The organism is Viridibacillus sp. KH_047, from assembly GCF_057838945.1.
The window spans coordinates 2,439,631-2,456,105 of the sequence record NZ_CM174479.1 but is presented as its reverse complement, the minus strand read 5'-3'; the positions used below and the strand labels follow the sequence as shown (position 1 = coordinate 2,456,105).

Below are 16,475 nucleotides of genomic sequence, written 5' to 3'. Positions count from 1 at the left end.
TAAGGGGCTTTTGGTGTAAAAAAGGAAGTGTTGCTGTGGAAACAGATGTTGGAACGTATGAATCAATAAAGGAATGGAAGGATAAAAATATTCCCTCTTTTCTAGATGATACTGCTTCTTTGAATAAATTTCATGATCAAGTAATGTGCAAAGTATTTGATTTAGCTATCAGTAACGTGAACAAGAGGTGTCCCCCGTGTGAGTTCTCGTGGTTTATAACAGGGAGCGGTGGCAGATGTGAGCAAGGAGTCATCAGTGACCAAGATCACGGATTGATATATGAAATATCGAATGAAGAAAATGATACTTATTTTAAGAAACTCGGTGATGAAGTATCTTATGGTCTATTCATCGTTGGTTATCCCTATTGTCAAGGTAATGTCATGAGCTCAAATTCACTTTGGTGTAAGTCAATGGATGAATGGAAAGAGCAGCTTCTAAAATGGATGAAAGACGAGACCTGGGATGCGATTCGTTACTTGCAAATATTTTATGATGCAAGGGTTTTAACAGGGAGAAATTCATACGTAGAAGAATTGAAAATGGATATTTACCAATATCAATTAAAACATCAGACAATTCTAAAGCGTTTTATGGCAAATGTCACACATATAAAGAATGTTATTGGTCCACTCGGTCAAATTTTAGTAGAACAGCATGGTATGTACCAAGGAAGTGTGAATCTAAAATATGCAGCATTTTTACCTTATGTGAATGCCATTCGAGTATTGTCCATAAAAGAAGGAGTTTATGAAACTTCTACGTTAGATAGAATGAAATGTTTGAAGCAAACAAAGGAATATCTAAAGGTATTAAAGGGTTGTGAAGACAATTTCTTAACGTTATTAAGATATCGTCTGACATTATTTCAAGTGGAATCCTATACCGATACACATTACTTGAATATAGAAAGTCTTAAAAAAGTACAACGAAAAGAAATAAAAAGAATTCTAAAAGATGGTAAGAAGCTTCATGAATATATCATAGCTCTTATCGAAAAAGGGTGTTAACAATGGTTTTTGAACCGTTTATCCAACTATTAAGAGGAATTCAAGGTAAAAAAAATACTGGTAGAATAGGTGATATTCAAAACTCACAGCAAATGGCTTATTTAAGGCATTTACAAAAAGAGGTGAATCGAGAAAAAGCATTAAATACGCCTTTGCAGGAACTAAATGTAGTAGTTTTCGATATTGAAACAACAGGCTTCTCTCCTGAAAAAGGAGACGGAATACTCTCGATTGGTGCAATTAAAATGAGTGGAGAAGCGATAATAAAAGATGAGGAATTTTACTCGCTTGTTCATTTTGATCAGAACATTCCCCAGGAAATTATTCAGCTAACTGGTATCACAAATGATCAATTAATAGAAGCGCCAAGTTTATCCGAAGTTATCATCCGTTTTTTGGAATTTGAAGGAGATTGTACGCTTGTAGCACATCATGCTAATCATGAACGGAATTTTATGCAACATGCTAGCTCAAAGTTATTTCGCACACCTTTTAAGCAACGAATTGTGGACACTTCCTTCCTATATAAAATTGTTGAGCCAAAATCAAAAAATATGAAACTAGAGGATTTATGTGAGCAAAATGGTATTTCAGTAATCAATCGTCACCATGCATTAGGGGATGCAAAGCTAACTGCTGAACTGTGGAGTTTATATGTAGCGAAGGTTCAGGAATTGGGTTGTGGAACATTAAATGATGTTTATGAGCGTTTTGCGAGGATATAAAACACGATTTGATAATAATGAAGCAATGAAAATAACATTAGAGAAATTTCTATAGTAATATAATAATATTTATGTTTGGTTTTTGATGGATTTGAAAAAAATATCAATAATTAAGTTTTAAATAATATGATTCTTCATGTAAATGAAAGTATTCTATAACGCTAAAGTTCTTAATTTATGTAATGGGGGTGTCAATGAGTCTAAAAAGGACTTATTAGACAGCCTCTTTTTTAGTCGTAGAACACAAACAAAAAATCTAACTGACAAGTATTTGAAGTTGTGTATAGATTTTTTATGACTAAACTATTTAATTTTCCATAAATAAGGTGATTCCAATCGAATTTAGTCCAAAAAATGGAGATATTTTAATATTAAAGTATTAAACTCAAAAATTATATTGAAAAAAGAAATGAACGTGTGGTACTTTTATATAATATCAATTAGACAACTTGTTATACAAGGTGTTCATTAGATATATAAGTTGTCTATTTTTTCTTGAAAAGTAAGCGCATTCAGATTTCTAAAGAAATAGAGTAAAACGACTATATAAAACATTTTCAAAGGAGATTTATTCGATGAGTACAAATCACAAAGAAACACCACACATTAAACCTAATGGAGTAGAAATTGCAGAAACAATTCTATTACCAGGGGATCCATTAAGAGCTAAATTTATTGCAGAAAATTATTTAGAAGATGTTGTGCAGTTCAATGAAGTGCGTGGCATGCTTGGATATACAGGTACTTTTAAAGGACAAAAAATATCTGTAATGGGTACAGGTATGGGAGCAGCTAGCATGGGGATCTATTCATGGGAATTAATCAATGTGTTCGGCGTTAAAAACTTAATCCGTATTGGATCAGCTGGTTCGATTCAAGAAGACCTGAACTTGTATGATATCGTGTTTGCAATGGGATCTGCGACAGATTCAAATTACGCGCACCAATTTAATCTACCAGGTCATTATTCAATTACTGCATCTTATGAATTACTTGAGAAAGCTAAGAAGGTTGCTGATGAAAAAGGATATCCGGTTCGCGTTGGTAATGTTCTTTCTAGTGATATCTTCTACAATGCTGATCCAACAGCATTGGAAAGATGGAGTAAAATGGGCATTTTATGTGCAGAAATGGAATCTGCTGCACTTTACATGAATGCTGCGCAAGCAGGTGTAAATGCTCTTTGTATCATAACAATTAGTGACCATATCTTCAAACATGAGCAAACAACGCAATTAGAAAGACAAACAGCATTTACTAAAATGATGGAAATCGCATTAGAGCTAGCTTAATTAATTATTTTAGTGGAATACAACGAGTGTGAATAAGAGGAAGCAGTTAAATTAGAAAATTTAACTGCTTCTAAATGTAGCAGTAGATTCCATGTCAAAATAACATTTTAAATATTAGATAAAATTAATTTTCTTAAGACAGGGAGCCATAGAATGGTCGCAATAAGTGAAAAATCATCAGCATCACAAAACCATAATGTAAAAAAGGCAGTACCTATAATTTTACTTTTCTTTGTATTCGCATTGACTATTGATAATTCGTTTAAATTAGTTTCAGTAGCAATAGCAGATGACCTTGGAATTTCAGTAACAACTGTTAGCTGGCAAGCTACTCTTGCAGGTCTTGTAATTGGTATTGGAGCAGTTGTATACGCTTCCTTAGCTGATTCGATTAATATCAGAACGCTTTTAATTGCTGGTGTTATTATGATTTGTGCTGGTTCTGTGATGGGTTACGTTTTTAAAGATTCATATGCGATGATTCTTTTTTCGAGAATTATTCAAACGGCTGGTTTAGCATCTGCTGAAACGTTATATGTGATTTACGTTACAAAGCACTTGCCAAAAGCTGACCAGAAAAAGTTTTTAGGGTTTAGTACAAGTAGTTATTCTTTGTCACTTGTAATTGGTTCTGTAACAGGAGGGTTTGTTTCAACATATTTACATTGGACGACTCTATTTATAATTCCTTTAGTAACAATAGCTCTTGTTCCATTTATCATGAAATATCTTCCGAAAGAAGAGTCTAAAAAAAGCTACGTTGATGTAATTGGATTATTTTTGATCGCTGCAATTGCTACATCGGTTATTCTCTTTATTTCAGACTTTAATTGGCTATATTTAGTTGGTTTTATCATTGCTATGACATTATTCTTAGTGTATATAAGCAAAAGCCCTAAAGCGCTAATAGATATTACTTTCTTCAAAAATAAGAATTTTATTAGAACTTTATCAGTTGCATTTGTAATTTATACAGTTCAATTAGGCTATATTTTTACTTTCCCATTTATTCTTGAAGGAGTATATGGTTTAAAACTAGATGTTATCTCATTATTATTAATCCCTGGGTACATTGCAGCAATTATTGTTGGTATGCTTTCTGGGAAAATTGCGAAATATTTAAGCAGTAAACAAGCAATCACTATTGCACTTATAGGTATTGCTGCTAGCTTATTAATTCCAGGTTTATTTGTTGGAAGCACGGTTGTCATTTTTGTTATTTCTATGATGTTATTCTCAGGTTCATTTGCTTTCATGTATGCACCTATGCTTGAAACATGTATTAGAACAATACCAAAAGATAAATCAGGAACAGCAATTGGTTTCTACAATTTAACATTGAATGTGGCTGCTTCTATCGGTATCACATACACTGCAGCAATGCTTGATAAAGTAGAAGCTTCAACTATCCTAATTGTCCTTTCAATTATTGCAGTTGTTAGTTTAGGACTGTTTGTGACTCTATTAGGTAAATCAGCAAAAACTAATTAACGGAAGTTAGTTCTAGTAAATGTGTCACAGATAATAAACTGTGACACATTTTTTATTATATATTTAGGAAATGAAAAGAATTAAAAATACATATTAAAGAAACAAATAGATGAGGATCCATAATCTAAAATAATATAGGTGTGTGTGAAGGTGGAATTCAAAATCGCGAACATACAAGAAAGAAAAAAACCATTGTATATTACTGTATATGATCAATTATATAAACTCATCAAGAATGGTACGTTCATGTTAGATGGAAAATTACCAGCGGAACCCGAACTAGCAAAAATGTTCGGGGTTAGTAGAATGACATTAAGACAGTCCCTTTCTCTACTACAAGACGATGGTCTGGTTAAAACAGTGCATGGCAAAGGGAATTTCATTACGAATATTCCAACTAATAATCAGAAAGTAGGCATAGAGAAAATAGGGAATCCTCTGTATAAATCTCATACGAAACAAATAGACGATGTTGAGATGAGTTTTAGTATTGATTTGGATAGTGAGTATACGCAGCAAGTATTATGCAGAAAGTCTGCTGCTGTTGTTACGTTGGAGCGGTGGTATAAAAGTGCTGGGGAAGTTGTGGCTTATTCCTTTACGAATATGGCAATTGAGACCGTATCTGAATTAAATTTAGATTTGCAAGATAATGATCAACTATTAGAAATGCTTGAAACCCGAATTTATGAGCTTGCAAATAGATCTACGATTGACTTAAAGCGTTCAACGTCTGTTAATTCTTCATCACAGAAATATAAAGTAGTCGGTGGGGAAGACTGTGATTTATTATTAGAGAGTGTTTTTATTCATGAGGATTATCCATTAGTTTACAATAAATTTTACATACCTAGAGAGTATAGTCTCTTAAAAGTAAATGCGGTGAAGGAGAAGTTTTGATATAACCACAGGGCTTCATAGTGACGTTTTAGCATGGTTTTTAACCTTTGAGATAGTGTTTTATCACAGAAAAGTACAAAGCACTGAAAAAGACTCCTCTGTGTACATATTTATACCACACTACTTTAGTTAAACATTATAGACATAGTAAGGTGAACCTTACTATAAGAAAAAAATATTTAAGAGCGTGAGTCCACAATCATGATTTAATCTATTTTTTATCAATTATTAGTGATAATATACCTATAAGGAGTTGATGGAATGAAAAAAATTATTGTCTACCTTACAAGTATTTTACTAGTAGTTTCTATTTTTACATTTAGTACTACAGGTAACAACAGAGCTTTAGCAAAATCGTATCCTGCAGTGGATCGCGATTTAAAATCATTGAAACTACAAACAAGTAATGGATTTGATGGCTACCGCTTTACCGTAAAGTATCCCGGGAAAAGTACAAAAAATGTGAGTACTGTATTTAAAGATACTGAGATTGATAAAGCTGTCGTGAAGGTAATGCATCGGGCAAATCAACCTACATTAATCTTTTGCATTTATGAGCATCATGGTTGGCCATATGTAGAAAAAATTTATGCGATTAAAAATGGAAAGTTGACTAAAGTGAAAATCAAAGGCGAAGTTGGGGCTCAAACTGTGCGCTATGTATCTAATAACAAGCTTATTACTACATACTATAATCGTTTCCTAGATATAGAATACACCTATATTTCAAAGTACGATCGTAAAACAAATACGTTGAAAACCGTGTATTAGAAAAAAGTGTGTAAGGTTGTATAATTAGACCAAAGTAAAACTCAGATGTATTTTGTTGAGATGATAAATGTTATACCAGAAGTATAGAAGTGGCAAAAACAACTATATCTATAAATGCACCCTTAAATGTTATACAAAAATAACATTTAAGGGTGCGTTTTTTTATTGCATCACTACTACACTAACAAAGTTTAGCCCATCATTGGTCAAAAGATAGGAGCCTTATTTGGAGATTGTGTACTTAGGTAAAATAACTCAAAACATTTGTTTGTTTATCAAAAAAACAATATTATATATATAATTATGACTATGATTAGTGTAATGTAAAAGGGCACACATTTTAATAGAATTAAGGAGAATTACAAGCATGACAGGAAATACTCACATCTTAGGCGGCATTACAGCAGGTCTTGCTTTTGCACAAATTTCAAATTACGATCCATTAGTACTCATTGGTTCAAGTGTTGTAGGAGCTTTGATTCCGGATATTTGCCACAGTGGCAGTAAAATTGGACGGACGTTCCGTTTCACATCAAAAATTGTCAATAAGATATTTGGGCATCGATCGTTCACACATAGTTTGCTATTTTTATTATTAATGTCCATTGTTATGAATACATATATTTCGAATGAATCCATCACAGCAGGCGTATTACTAGGAATGGTCAGCCATTATTTGCTTGATATGGCTACAAAAAATGGCATTAAGTTATTCTTTCCACTAAAAATCACAGTGCGATTCCCGCTTACAACTCGAACAGGGAGTAAGGTGGAGAATATAGTCGCTACTGTATTAACAATTATTAGCGTGTATTTTGCATTTAAAACTATTGTTCATTTACTCTAAAACAGAGATTTCCTCTTAAGTCTTTATTGACTTAAGGGGATTTTTTTATAAGAGATAAAATTTATCTATCCTTATAAAGTGTTGATTAATAAATGCGCAACTCTGAAAATAAAAAGGACTTGAAACTGTGCAAACGGTATAATAAATAAGCAGAAGTAAACATTAAAAAGAAATGCATTGTGTTTTTATAGAATGAAGATAACGAAAAAATTTAAAATGTTTTTCGTTATTACTTCATGTAAGAGAAAGTGTATATATATAAAGACAAAAAAGGAGAAACCATGACAATAAATAATGAAACAGGTTGGAACTTTGACAACAGTTATAGCCGTCTGCCGAACACTTTTTTTTCAAGCATCAATCCAACTCCTGCAAATTCACCGGAGTTGATAATTTTCAATAGTGAGTTGGCAACAGCTTTGGGTTTAGACGTTCAAGAATTACAAAAAGAAGAGGGTATAGAAATACTTGCAGGAAATCAGATTCCTGAAGGCGCTTCGCCACTTGCTCAAGCTTATGCGGGGCATCAATTCGGTCATTTTAATATGCTAGGAGACGGCCGAGCAGTACTGTTAGGTGAGCACATATCACCAAATGGAAAGAGAATTGATATTCAGCTTAAAGGATCGGGTAGAACACCATACTCCCGCGGTGGTGATGGTCGTGCAACTCTAGGACCAATGCTACGCGAATATATCATTAGCGAAGCCATGCATGCGCTTGGTATCCCTACTACCCGTAGTCTTGCAGTAGTAACAACTGGTGAACCAGTTATCCGCGAAACCGAACTACCGGGTGCAGTTTTGACTCGTGTGGCAGCTAGTCATATACGTGTTGGAACTTTTCAATATGCTGCAAACTTCGGCACAATAGATGAACTCCGGACTCTGGCTGACTATACACTTGAGCGTCATTTTCCTAACATAGAAGCAAATGAGGACAAATATCTTTCGTTACTTCAAGAAGTGATCGAGCGTCAAGCGAAGCTTATTGCTAAATGGCAACTCGTTGGTTTTATTCATGGAGTGATGAACACAGATAACATGACCATTAGTGGCGAAACTATTGATTATGGTCCTTGTGCTTTTATGGATGTCTATGACCCAGAAACCGTGTTCAGTTCCATTGACACTCAAGGACGTTATTCTTATGGCAATCAGCCATTATTAGCAGGTTGGAATCTTGCGCGATTTGCTGAAACTCTATTGCCACTATTACATGATAATCTGGAGCAGGGTATCGAACTTGCCCAAAATGAGCTATCAGGGTTTAATGAGTTGTATCAATCCAATTGGCTTGCAGGAATGAGAGCAAAGCTTGGGATATTTAATGAAGAGGACGAAGATGAAGCTCTTATTAAAGGACTCTTAAGTATGATGAAGAAGAATCGTGTAGATTATACTAATACTTTTCGCGCTTTAACTTTAGACGCAATGGATGAAACTGCCCTTTACGGGACTCAAGAATTCGCACAGTGGTACGAGCTCTGGCAAGCGAGACTAAGCAGACAACAAGAATCGCAAAAATCATCGAATCAGTTGATGCGAGATAGTAATCCAGCGGTCATCCCACGTAACCATCGGGTAGAAGCTGCACTAGAAGCAGCAGTGAAGCAGGGTGACTATAGTGTGATGAAGCGACTTTTAAATGTACTTTCAAATCCTTATGAGTATTCAGCAGAGCAAACTGAATATGCCACGATATCTACATCAACAGTGCCATACCGTACTTATTGTGGTACTTGATAACGAAGCTTTTTTAAAAAATGATTTTTAATAATAAAGATTGATTAAAATCATTTCACTTCTTTTGAATTCTTAGAGGTGAGATGATTTTTTTGTTGGATGTTTATGGTGATATTTTTCTACACAAATTATGAAGAAATGTACTTAAACTAGCGGGGCATTTTTTCCTTCAAAATTGACCTTTTCATAGAGGAAATCATGAGAAAAGATGAAGTTCAACTAGCAACATGTGAAATTTGATAAATAACTCTTTGAGCGGATTCAAATGCAAGAACTATATATGAAAAATAGCATCGATGCCCCACAAATAAACATTGGAGGGGCTTCGATGCTTTCCTTGACATCACTTCTTCGGTTTATCCTTCTTAAATGCCTCTAGCTTTGCTTCATAGTTTGAGCGAATACGCTCATTCTCTGCATGCATTTCAGCGACTTTATTATTGTATTTCAAAGAAGAGTTATTACCTCATCTTTTTCCATTAGGCTGTGAACTTATCAATTTCTTAAGGGAATATCGTTTCCATACAGAAACCAAAATTAATTTCGATTCACTTAAAGGTAAAACAGCCATATTTGTAACCATCGTTGCAAATGTAAATCCAAACTTTATCATTAATTAAGCTAATCAATAATATTTTCATTAAACTCATCTCGCCTAGCTTTGAGCTTCTCTAAGCTGTTGGATAAATGCTTAAACATTTCAGCTTCTGCTCCTTCAGCATCTCGAAGTGAAATTGCCTTTAAAATTGCTTGGTGTTCTTCGTAAACTTGTTTCTTTTTTCCTTCAATCTTAGTATTGATGGTAAGGGAGGCCTTTAAAGCTCGATTGTAGATATCAGATAAGTTTTCTAACGTCCGAATAAGGACTTCATTTTTTGTAGAGTGAACAATAGATTGATGAAAAAGAAAATCTGATTCATCGTTAATTTTATTTGTTTGATCTAGCTCTTTAAAAAGCATTTCTTGTGCTTGATACATCTTATTCAAGTCATTGTCATCATGCCGTTGTGCTGCTAAAAAAGTTGCTTTTGTTTCTAGGATGATCCGCATTTCCAACAACTCTATTATTTGTTTATATGATATTACCTCGATTAATGATTGATCGATTAGTTTTTCAAAAGGCTTAGGTCGAACCCAACTACCACCTCCATGGACGGATTCTATTATTCCGTGAGAAGATAATGCACTTAAGGCTTCACGTATTGGAACACGGCTTACATTAAACATTTTTGCTAATTCATTTTCTGACGGGAGCTTTGAATCTATTGGGAACTCTCCGGTTTTTATTTTATTTTTAATTTCTTCTATAACTTGATCAGATACACGTTTTCTAACGATCATCACTGATTCTCCTTTTATTATAAAAGCCGTTCATTTCTTACTATTATAACATGGAAATAATAGTGGTCATGAAAGGCTTTTTCGAGACTTAGCTAAATTTCTTATTGTAGGTCTTTACTTTTGTAGATATACCCCATAACCCAAAATACTTATAGGCTACGATAATAGCTGCTCCCATAACAAGAAGTATAATTGGCAAAATCCAAGGGTGCCCCATGGAAACCAGTAGAGGTGCAAAAGTAATAATCATAATTTCAACGGGGACCATGCCTATATATGATAAAGCATAATCATCTGAGGTTTTACTTTTTAACTCAGGATCTACAATACGGAGAAGTGAAAGCCCCATTGCTACTGTTCCTGTGCTCCAGCCCCAACCGAATAAGGCTTTCTCAAACCAAAAATCTTTGAATATGTTTGGCCCGATAAACTTAAAGATGAGATATGCCCAAATAGTTCCAAAAACAAATAATAAAATTAATGCTGTGGCATAATCCATAACTACTGTTACATTTATAGAAGCAATACCGATGACAACTAAATAGTCGGTAGCACTTCCGCCAATTCGATTCATTATTCGTTGATCGACATAAGAGTCGGCCTTTACTTTTCTAATTGAAAATTGAAAAATTAATGCTACAACAAAGGCGATACTAAGTAAAGGCACAGCAATTCCTGGTAAAAGCGATCCCAATACTTGAGTTACCCCATAAGATACACCAACAACAAATGCAATGATGGATAGATGTAAAACTAATGGATCAATAGAGTTTGATGATACTGTCTCCTTACCCATACTAGTGCGATCATCGGATTTGATTAACCCTGATCGCATTTCAGAAGGAATATCTTTAAAGCTAGAAATAAATTTTGTATGACCTTTTTCAGTACCTCTTTTAACAAGAATTATTCCACCTAAGACAGCAACTAATATCCCAATGGTAGCGGATGTCATACCTAGACTCTTAGCTTCTTCCCAGCCATGTAGACTAAATGCTTCTCCAAGCGCGGCTGCTGTACCATGACCGCCTAAAAATCCTGCTCCTAAAATTAATCCAAATCCACTTGGCAAGTCCGTAAACATTTGACCAATGACCAACAGGCCAAAAAGGGCTCCTCCACCCCACATTAACAACGTTAATAACATTGAATAGGACCACATTTCTCTTACACGACCAATGATTTCTCCTATTTTGACCTTCTCATTGCCTATTGGAATACTGGCAAATATTATAGCAATTAATAATCCAGGATATGTAGCAAATTGGTCCGAGAAAGGGAGTATATTTAATCCACTTGGCCCAAGGGCTAGTCCAATAAAACCAGCTATGATACTAGCAGGCAAAAATAGAGATTGAATCCATGTTATTTTCGCTCGTAAAATTGTTCCTACTAACAGCAAACCTGACACAATACTAATATCAATCATCAATGCCCAAATTGTAAACTCGTTCATTTTCATCCTCCTTTTAAATAAGTAAAACTAAAATTATTTGTAATGCAAGTATACAATATTTTTAGAAAATTACAATTTTTCATTGAAAAAAGACATAAAAGAGGTATACTTGTATTACAAGCTTAGAGTAAAGTTCTTTTATTTTTAAAAATAAATTCTTATGAGGTGATTGGATTGTTAGAGAAAAAAGTAGAATTTTATAGTGATGGATTAAAGTTGAAGGGGAGTTATTACTATCCAGAACAATTTGATGAGGGGAACCAATATCCCACTATTATTATTAACTCAGGCTACCAAGGGTTTAATGAATTTTATCCTAAATTATTTGCCGAAAAATTAACACAAAAAGGATACCTATGTTTTGGTTTTGACTACCGTGGTTTCGCTAATAGCGAAGGAGAAAAAGGACGTGTCTTGTTAGAAGAACAGGTAAGAGACATTCAACATGCTATTAGTTATATATCGACTAATGACAGTGTAGATAAGAATAAAATTGGTCTTGTTGGTTGGGGAATGGGTGCTTGTAACGTTGTCCACGTAGCAGCAAAGGATAGCAGAGTAAAAGCAGTAGCTGGTTTAAATGGTTTTTATAATGGGGAAAGATGGTTAAAATCCATCCATACTTATGTGGACTTTGTAGAGATTGAAAGAGTTCTTGATGAAGATCGTAAATTAAGAGCGACTACAGGGAAATCTCGATTAGAAGAAACATTTATTCATTACCCACTTGACCCAGCTACAAAGGATTATGTAGAAAATGAATTATCTTCAGTTTATGGTTACGGTCATCCAACACAATTGTTATTTACAGATTCAATTTTAGAGACGAATGCAGAGGATGTTGTCAAGAAGATTTCTCCAGTACCGTTATTTATCGGACATGGGAGAGATAACCTTTTACATCCAAATTCAGAATCAGTTTCTCTTTATCAAAAGGCGAATTCTCCAAAAACATTCTATTGGATTGAAGGAAAACATAATGATTTCATGTTTAAGGACCATCCAGAGTTTATCCACTTAAATAACAAACTTGATGAGTTTTTTCAAAAGAGTTTGAAGATGGTAGATGATATATGTGACGAACCAGTTCCATCCCTTACTTAAAGGGGCATATGAATTTCATGTTCACAGTTCTCCCAGTATTTTTAATAGAAAACAAACGGACTGGGAGCTTGTAGAAGATGCAAAGCAAGCAAAAATGGGCGGACTAGTGTTAAAAAGTCATGAGTCATCAACTGTTGAACGAGCATTTCTTATAAATAAGAAAGAACCATCTCTTAATGTATTTGGAGGAATCGTTCTAAACCAACATGTTGGAGGGCTTAACCCATATGCGGTAGAAACAGCTTTAAAAATGGGCGGAAAGGTTGTTTGGTTTCCTACCATTTCAGCTGGGCAACATCAACATTACTTTAAAAAGAAAAATACGAAACTGTTTAATGGAAATCCACTTTTATCTGAATCAACAGTGTCCATTGAAGAAGGTGGTCAATTGATTGAAGAAGTAGAAGATATATTTCGGCTGATAAAAGAATATGATGCTGTGTTAGCAACAGGTCATTTATCTTTAAAAGAACAACATCTAATTGTTTCTGCTGCTAAGGCAGCAGGAGTTGAAAAAATTCTTATTCAGCATGCGGATATGGGGATATCAAAAATTCCACTTGAGGATCAACAATTTTTTGTGTCCCAAGGCTGTATCATTGAAAAATGTTTCTTAGCATGTACATCAGACTTTCATGATTTAACTGTTCAAGAAATGGCGAAAACAATTGAAATTATCGGATACGAGTCGTGTATTTTAGTTACTGACCATGGGCAACCACATCATGAAGCTCCAGTATATGCTTTGAATAGCTTTGTTGAAGGTCTTTTAAAGTATGGGATTAAAGAAGATCAAATCGTTAAGATGTTACAAAAAAACCCAAAAACCTTATTAGGTGTTGATTAAAATGAGTATGATTAATGAAAAAATCCTGAATGAGTTAAGAAATATTGTCCAAGAAAACAGGATCCTTACCAAAAAGAAGGACTTGTTCTCATTTAGCTATGATGCTTCATTTGGTGAATATTTACCTGATATTGTACTTCAGCCTCAATCAAAAGAGGAAATTAGTAAAATTATCTTGTTGGCTAATATTAACAAGATTCCAGTCTATCCTAGAGGGTCTGCCACTTCTTTAAGTGGTGGACCTCTCCCAACTATGGGTGGGATTGTTCTTGATATGTCCCAATATCCGAAATCATTAACGATAGACAAAGAAAATATGCTCGCAATTGTGACATCAAGTGTGATCACATCAAGTATCCATGAAAAAGCAGAAAGTGAAGGTTTATTTTACCCACCAGATCCAAGTAGCTCCAATGTTTCAACTATTGGTGGAAACATTCTTGAAAATTCAAGTGGACCAAGAGGGTTAAAGTACGGAACGACAAAAGAGTATGTAATTGGTTTAGAATTAGTTACTCCAACAGGGGACATCGTCCGTACAGGGGGAAAAACGGTTAAAAATGTTACAGGATTTGACCTAACGAGACTAATCGTAGGTTCAGAGGGATTACTAGGTGTAGTAACAGAAATTACGTTGCGACTAATACCAAAACCAGCACATAAAATGACCTTGCTCGCTTCTTTTCAAAGTATAGCTGATTCTGGAAAAGCCATAACTGGTATTCTATCTTCGGGTGTATTACCAGCTGCCATGGAACTTATGGATAAATATTGTATTGCTGCTGTTGAGCATTATCGACCATCGGGACTTCCTCTTGACGCTGAAGCGATTGTCATCATTGAATTAGATGGACATGAAGCATCTGTCAATGAAGAAATCGATAAATGCTCAGAAATATGTAAATCGTTTTCTAAAGCAAAGGTAAAGGTAGCTAAATCAGAAGAAGATCGTATTAATATCTGGAAAGCAAGGAAGATGGTGTCGCCAGCAATTACTCAGTTAGGCCCAACGAAAATTTCTGAAGATGCCACTGTTCCGAGAAGTAAAATCCCAGATATGATTGAAAAACTGCATATCATTCGTGAAAAATACAATCTGAATTTAGTAGTTTTTGGACATGCTGGTGATGGGAATCTACATCCAAATATCATTACAGATAAGAGAAATATTGAAGAGATGAAAAAGGTAGAACAAGCGGTTGGGGAAATCTTTCAGGCTGCCATTGACCTAGGTGGAACTCTATCAGGTGAACACGGTATTGGTATCCTAAAAGCACCGTACATGAGAAATGAACTAGGTTTGACACTGGATTTGATGAAAAAAATAAAAGAAGCTTGGGACCCAAACAACATCCTTAATCCGGGTAAAATGTTTCCGCAGAAAGGTCAAACAAGGGTGGTGCTAATACAGAATGATTAATACAAGTACAAAAAAAAAAGCAACAGCGGTTTTTAGTGATAAAACCTATGATGAAGTCAATCAATGCATTCAATGTGGCTACTGCCTACCATCTTGCCCTACCTATGTATCAATGGGAACAGAAAGTGCTTCCCCAAGAGGAAGAATTAATCTAGTTAAAATGGCAGCGGAAGGAAAAATTGATGTATTAGAAGATTTAAAGGATCCCATTGATCTTTGCCTAGGTTGTCGCGCATGTGAAGTTGCTTGTCCTGTTAATGTTCCTTATGGTTCAATTTTGGAACAAGCTAAAAAAAAGATACACGACCTAGAAGTCCTCAATAAGAAAAATAATCGACTCAAGGACTTTGCATTAAATCAACTATTTACGAAGAAAAAAACAATGAAGTTTTCAGGTGATTTGTATTATCTGTACCAAAAAAGTGGAATTCAGAAAGTTGTACGGTCTACAAACTTATCAGAAAAACTTGTCAAAAATATTGGAGGCTTTGAAAAGTCTTTACCAACAGTTCCATCAAAAAAATACCAGATTAAAAGAGGGGAATTCTATAAAGCGAAGACAGAAACCTCTGTGAAAACTGTCTCTTTATTCCTTGGTTGTATAAATGATGCTCTTTTCTATCATGTAAATCATTATACACTCGAGCTATTACGTATTTCTGGATGTGACGTTTATATCCCTCAAGAACAAACTTGTTGTGGTGCCCTCCACGCTCATCAAGGCCAATTGAAAGAGGCGCAACAATTAGCAAAAGAAAACCTACTGGCGTTTGAACAGTACGAGGTTGATGCAATCATTACCAATGCTGGTGGTTGCGGTGCACTTCTGCAAGAATACGACCATCTATTTCAAGATGAAGTTGATAAAGAATGGGAAACAAGAATCAAAGACTTTACGAGAAAGATTAAAGATATATCTGAGGTACTAGTCTCTTTAGATTCATTACCATTTACCGAAACCATAAATAAAGTCGTAACTTATCAGCCTTCTTGTCATCTATCGAATGTACAAAAAGCGGGGGATTATCCTGAAAAGTTAATTCAGCAAATACCTGGCATTCAGTATATAGAGTTACCAAGTAAAAACTCGTGCTGCGGATCTGGAGGTATATATAACGTTCAACATTACGACGAATCTATGAAAATTCTAGATGAAAAAATTGATGAAGTAGATCATATTCAACCTGATATTATGCTGACGGCTAATCCAGGATGTTTGATTCAAATGACACACGGAATCAATACATTTGGGGAAAAGAAACCAGAATCAATACACATTGTTGAGTTATTGGCTAGAGCTTGTGGAATTCATATCCAATAAAATAGTTTGGAAGAATAACCATGTGTAAAAGTTACTACCACTATTATTGCTAATATTTATTGTTAATAATACGTTATAACTAAAGAATAATAATGAGAAATGAACAATAGTAGCTGAAAGCACACGATACTTTTATAAATATAAAATTTAAACTAGAGAAAACAGAAGTAATTCTTCTGTTTTTCTCCGTTAATATTCATTTTCA

The 16,475-nt window shown here is 34.5% G+C and carries 14 protein-coding genes; 12 read left to right on the top strand and 2 right to left on the bottom strand.

Annotated features, from left to right (window positions below; translation table 11 throughout):
• Positions 1–35 precede the first annotated feature (35 nt).
• From AC3IS5_RS12140 to AC3IS5_RS12105, 8 genes are all read left to right on the top strand, one after another.
• Positions 36–1,010: a DUF294 nucleotidyltransferase-like domain-containing protein gene (locus tag AC3IS5_RS12140; protein WP_489424646.1), complete on the top strand. Its 975-nt coding sequence runs from the start codon at positions 36–38 to the stop codon at positions 1,008–1,010.
• Between the two features lie 2 nt (positions 1,011–1,012).
• Positions 1,013–1,735 carry an exonuclease domain-containing protein gene (locus AC3IS5_RS12135; RefSeq protein ID WP_489424645.1) on the top strand — a complete coding sequence of 241 codons (723 nt, stop codon included), beginning with the start codon at positions 1,013–1,015 and terminating at the stop codon, positions 1,733–1,735.
• A 575-nt stretch (positions 1,736–2,310) separates the two neighbouring features.
• Positions 2,311–3,027: a purine-nucleoside phosphorylase gene (gene deoD, locus AC3IS5_RS12130; protein WP_489424644.1), complete on the top strand. Its 717-nt coding sequence runs from the start codon at positions 2,311–2,313 to the stop codon at positions 3,025–3,027.
• A 153-nt stretch (positions 3,028–3,180) separates the two neighbouring features.
• The gene (locus AC3IS5_RS12125; protein WP_489424643.1) at positions 3,181–4,518 is read left to right on the top strand and encodes an MFS transporter; all 1,338 of its coding nucleotides are present in this window, start codon (positions 3,181–3,183) and stop codon (positions 4,516–4,518) included.
• Between the two features lie 150 nt (positions 4,519–4,668).
• The gene (locus tag AC3IS5_RS12120; RefSeq protein WP_489424642.1) at positions 4,669–5,418 is read left to right on the top strand and encodes a GntR family transcriptional regulator; all 750 of its coding nucleotides are present in this window, start codon (positions 4,669–4,671) and stop codon (positions 5,416–5,418) included.
• 261 nt (positions 5,419–5,679) lie between these two features.
• Positions 5,680–6,189 carry a hypothetical protein gene (locus AC3IS5_RS12115; RefSeq protein ID WP_489424641.1) on the top strand — a complete coding sequence of 170 codons (510 nt, stop codon included), beginning with the start codon at positions 5,680–5,682 and terminating at the stop codon, positions 6,187–6,189.
• Between the two features lie 367 nt (positions 6,190–6,556).
• Positions 6,557–7,036 carry a metal-dependent hydrolase gene (locus AC3IS5_RS12110; protein WP_489424640.1) on the top strand — a complete coding sequence of 160 codons (480 nt, stop codon included), beginning with the start codon at positions 6,557–6,559 and terminating at the stop codon, positions 7,034–7,036.
• Positions 7,037–7,317: 281 nt separating this feature from the next.
• A complete protein-coding gene (locus AC3IS5_RS12105) occupies positions 7,318–8,781 on the top strand; it encodes a protein adenylyltransferase SelO (RefSeq protein WP_489424639.1) in 1,464 nt (487 codons plus the stop codon).
• 621 nt (positions 8,782–9,402) lie between these two features.
• Here the strand turns inward: AC3IS5_RS12105 and AC3IS5_RS12100 are convergent.
• On the bottom strand, positions 9,403–10,122 hold the full coding sequence (locus tag AC3IS5_RS12100; RefSeq protein ID WP_489424638.1) for a FadR/GntR family transcriptional regulator: 720 nt from the start codon (positions 10,120–10,122) through the stop codon (positions 9,403–9,405).
• Between the two features lie 88 nt (positions 10,123–10,210).
• On the bottom strand, positions 10,211–11,578 hold the full coding sequence (locus tag AC3IS5_RS12095) for a sodium/glutamate symporter (protein ID WP_489424637.1): 1,368 nt from the start codon (positions 11,576–11,578) through the stop codon (positions 10,211–10,213).
• A gap of 174 nt (positions 11,579–11,752) precedes the next feature.
• On the opposite strand from AC3IS5_RS12095, the gene AC3IS5_RS12090 reads away from it, so the two are divergent.
• The 4 genes from AC3IS5_RS12090 to AC3IS5_RS12075 are packed head-to-tail and all read left to right on the top strand — an operon-like array spanning position 11,753 to position 16,270.
• Entirely contained in the window at positions 11,753–12,682 is a 930-nt protein-coding gene (locus tag AC3IS5_RS12090; RefSeq protein ID WP_489424636.1) for an alpha/beta hydrolase, read from the top strand.
• On the top strand, positions 12,654–13,529 hold the full coding sequence (locus AC3IS5_RS12085; protein ID WP_489424635.1) for a DUF6282 family protein: 876 nt from the start codon (positions 12,654–12,656) through the stop codon (positions 13,527–13,529). Before AC3IS5_RS12090 ends, AC3IS5_RS12085 begins: the two co-directional genes overlap by 29 nt.
• A gap of 7 nt (positions 13,530–13,536) precedes the next feature.
• Positions 13,537–14,949: an FAD-binding oxidoreductase gene (locus tag AC3IS5_RS12080; protein ID WP_489427880.1), complete on the top strand. Its 1,413-nt coding sequence runs from the start codon at positions 13,537–13,539 to the stop codon at positions 14,947–14,949.
• Positions 14,942–16,270: a (Fe-S)-binding protein gene (locus tag AC3IS5_RS12075; RefSeq protein WP_489424634.1), complete on the top strand. Its 1,329-nt coding sequence runs from the start codon at positions 14,942–14,944 to the stop codon at positions 16,268–16,270. Before AC3IS5_RS12080 ends, AC3IS5_RS12075 begins: the two co-directional genes overlap by 8 nt.
• The last annotated feature ends 205 nt before the right edge of the window (positions 16,271–16,475 follow it).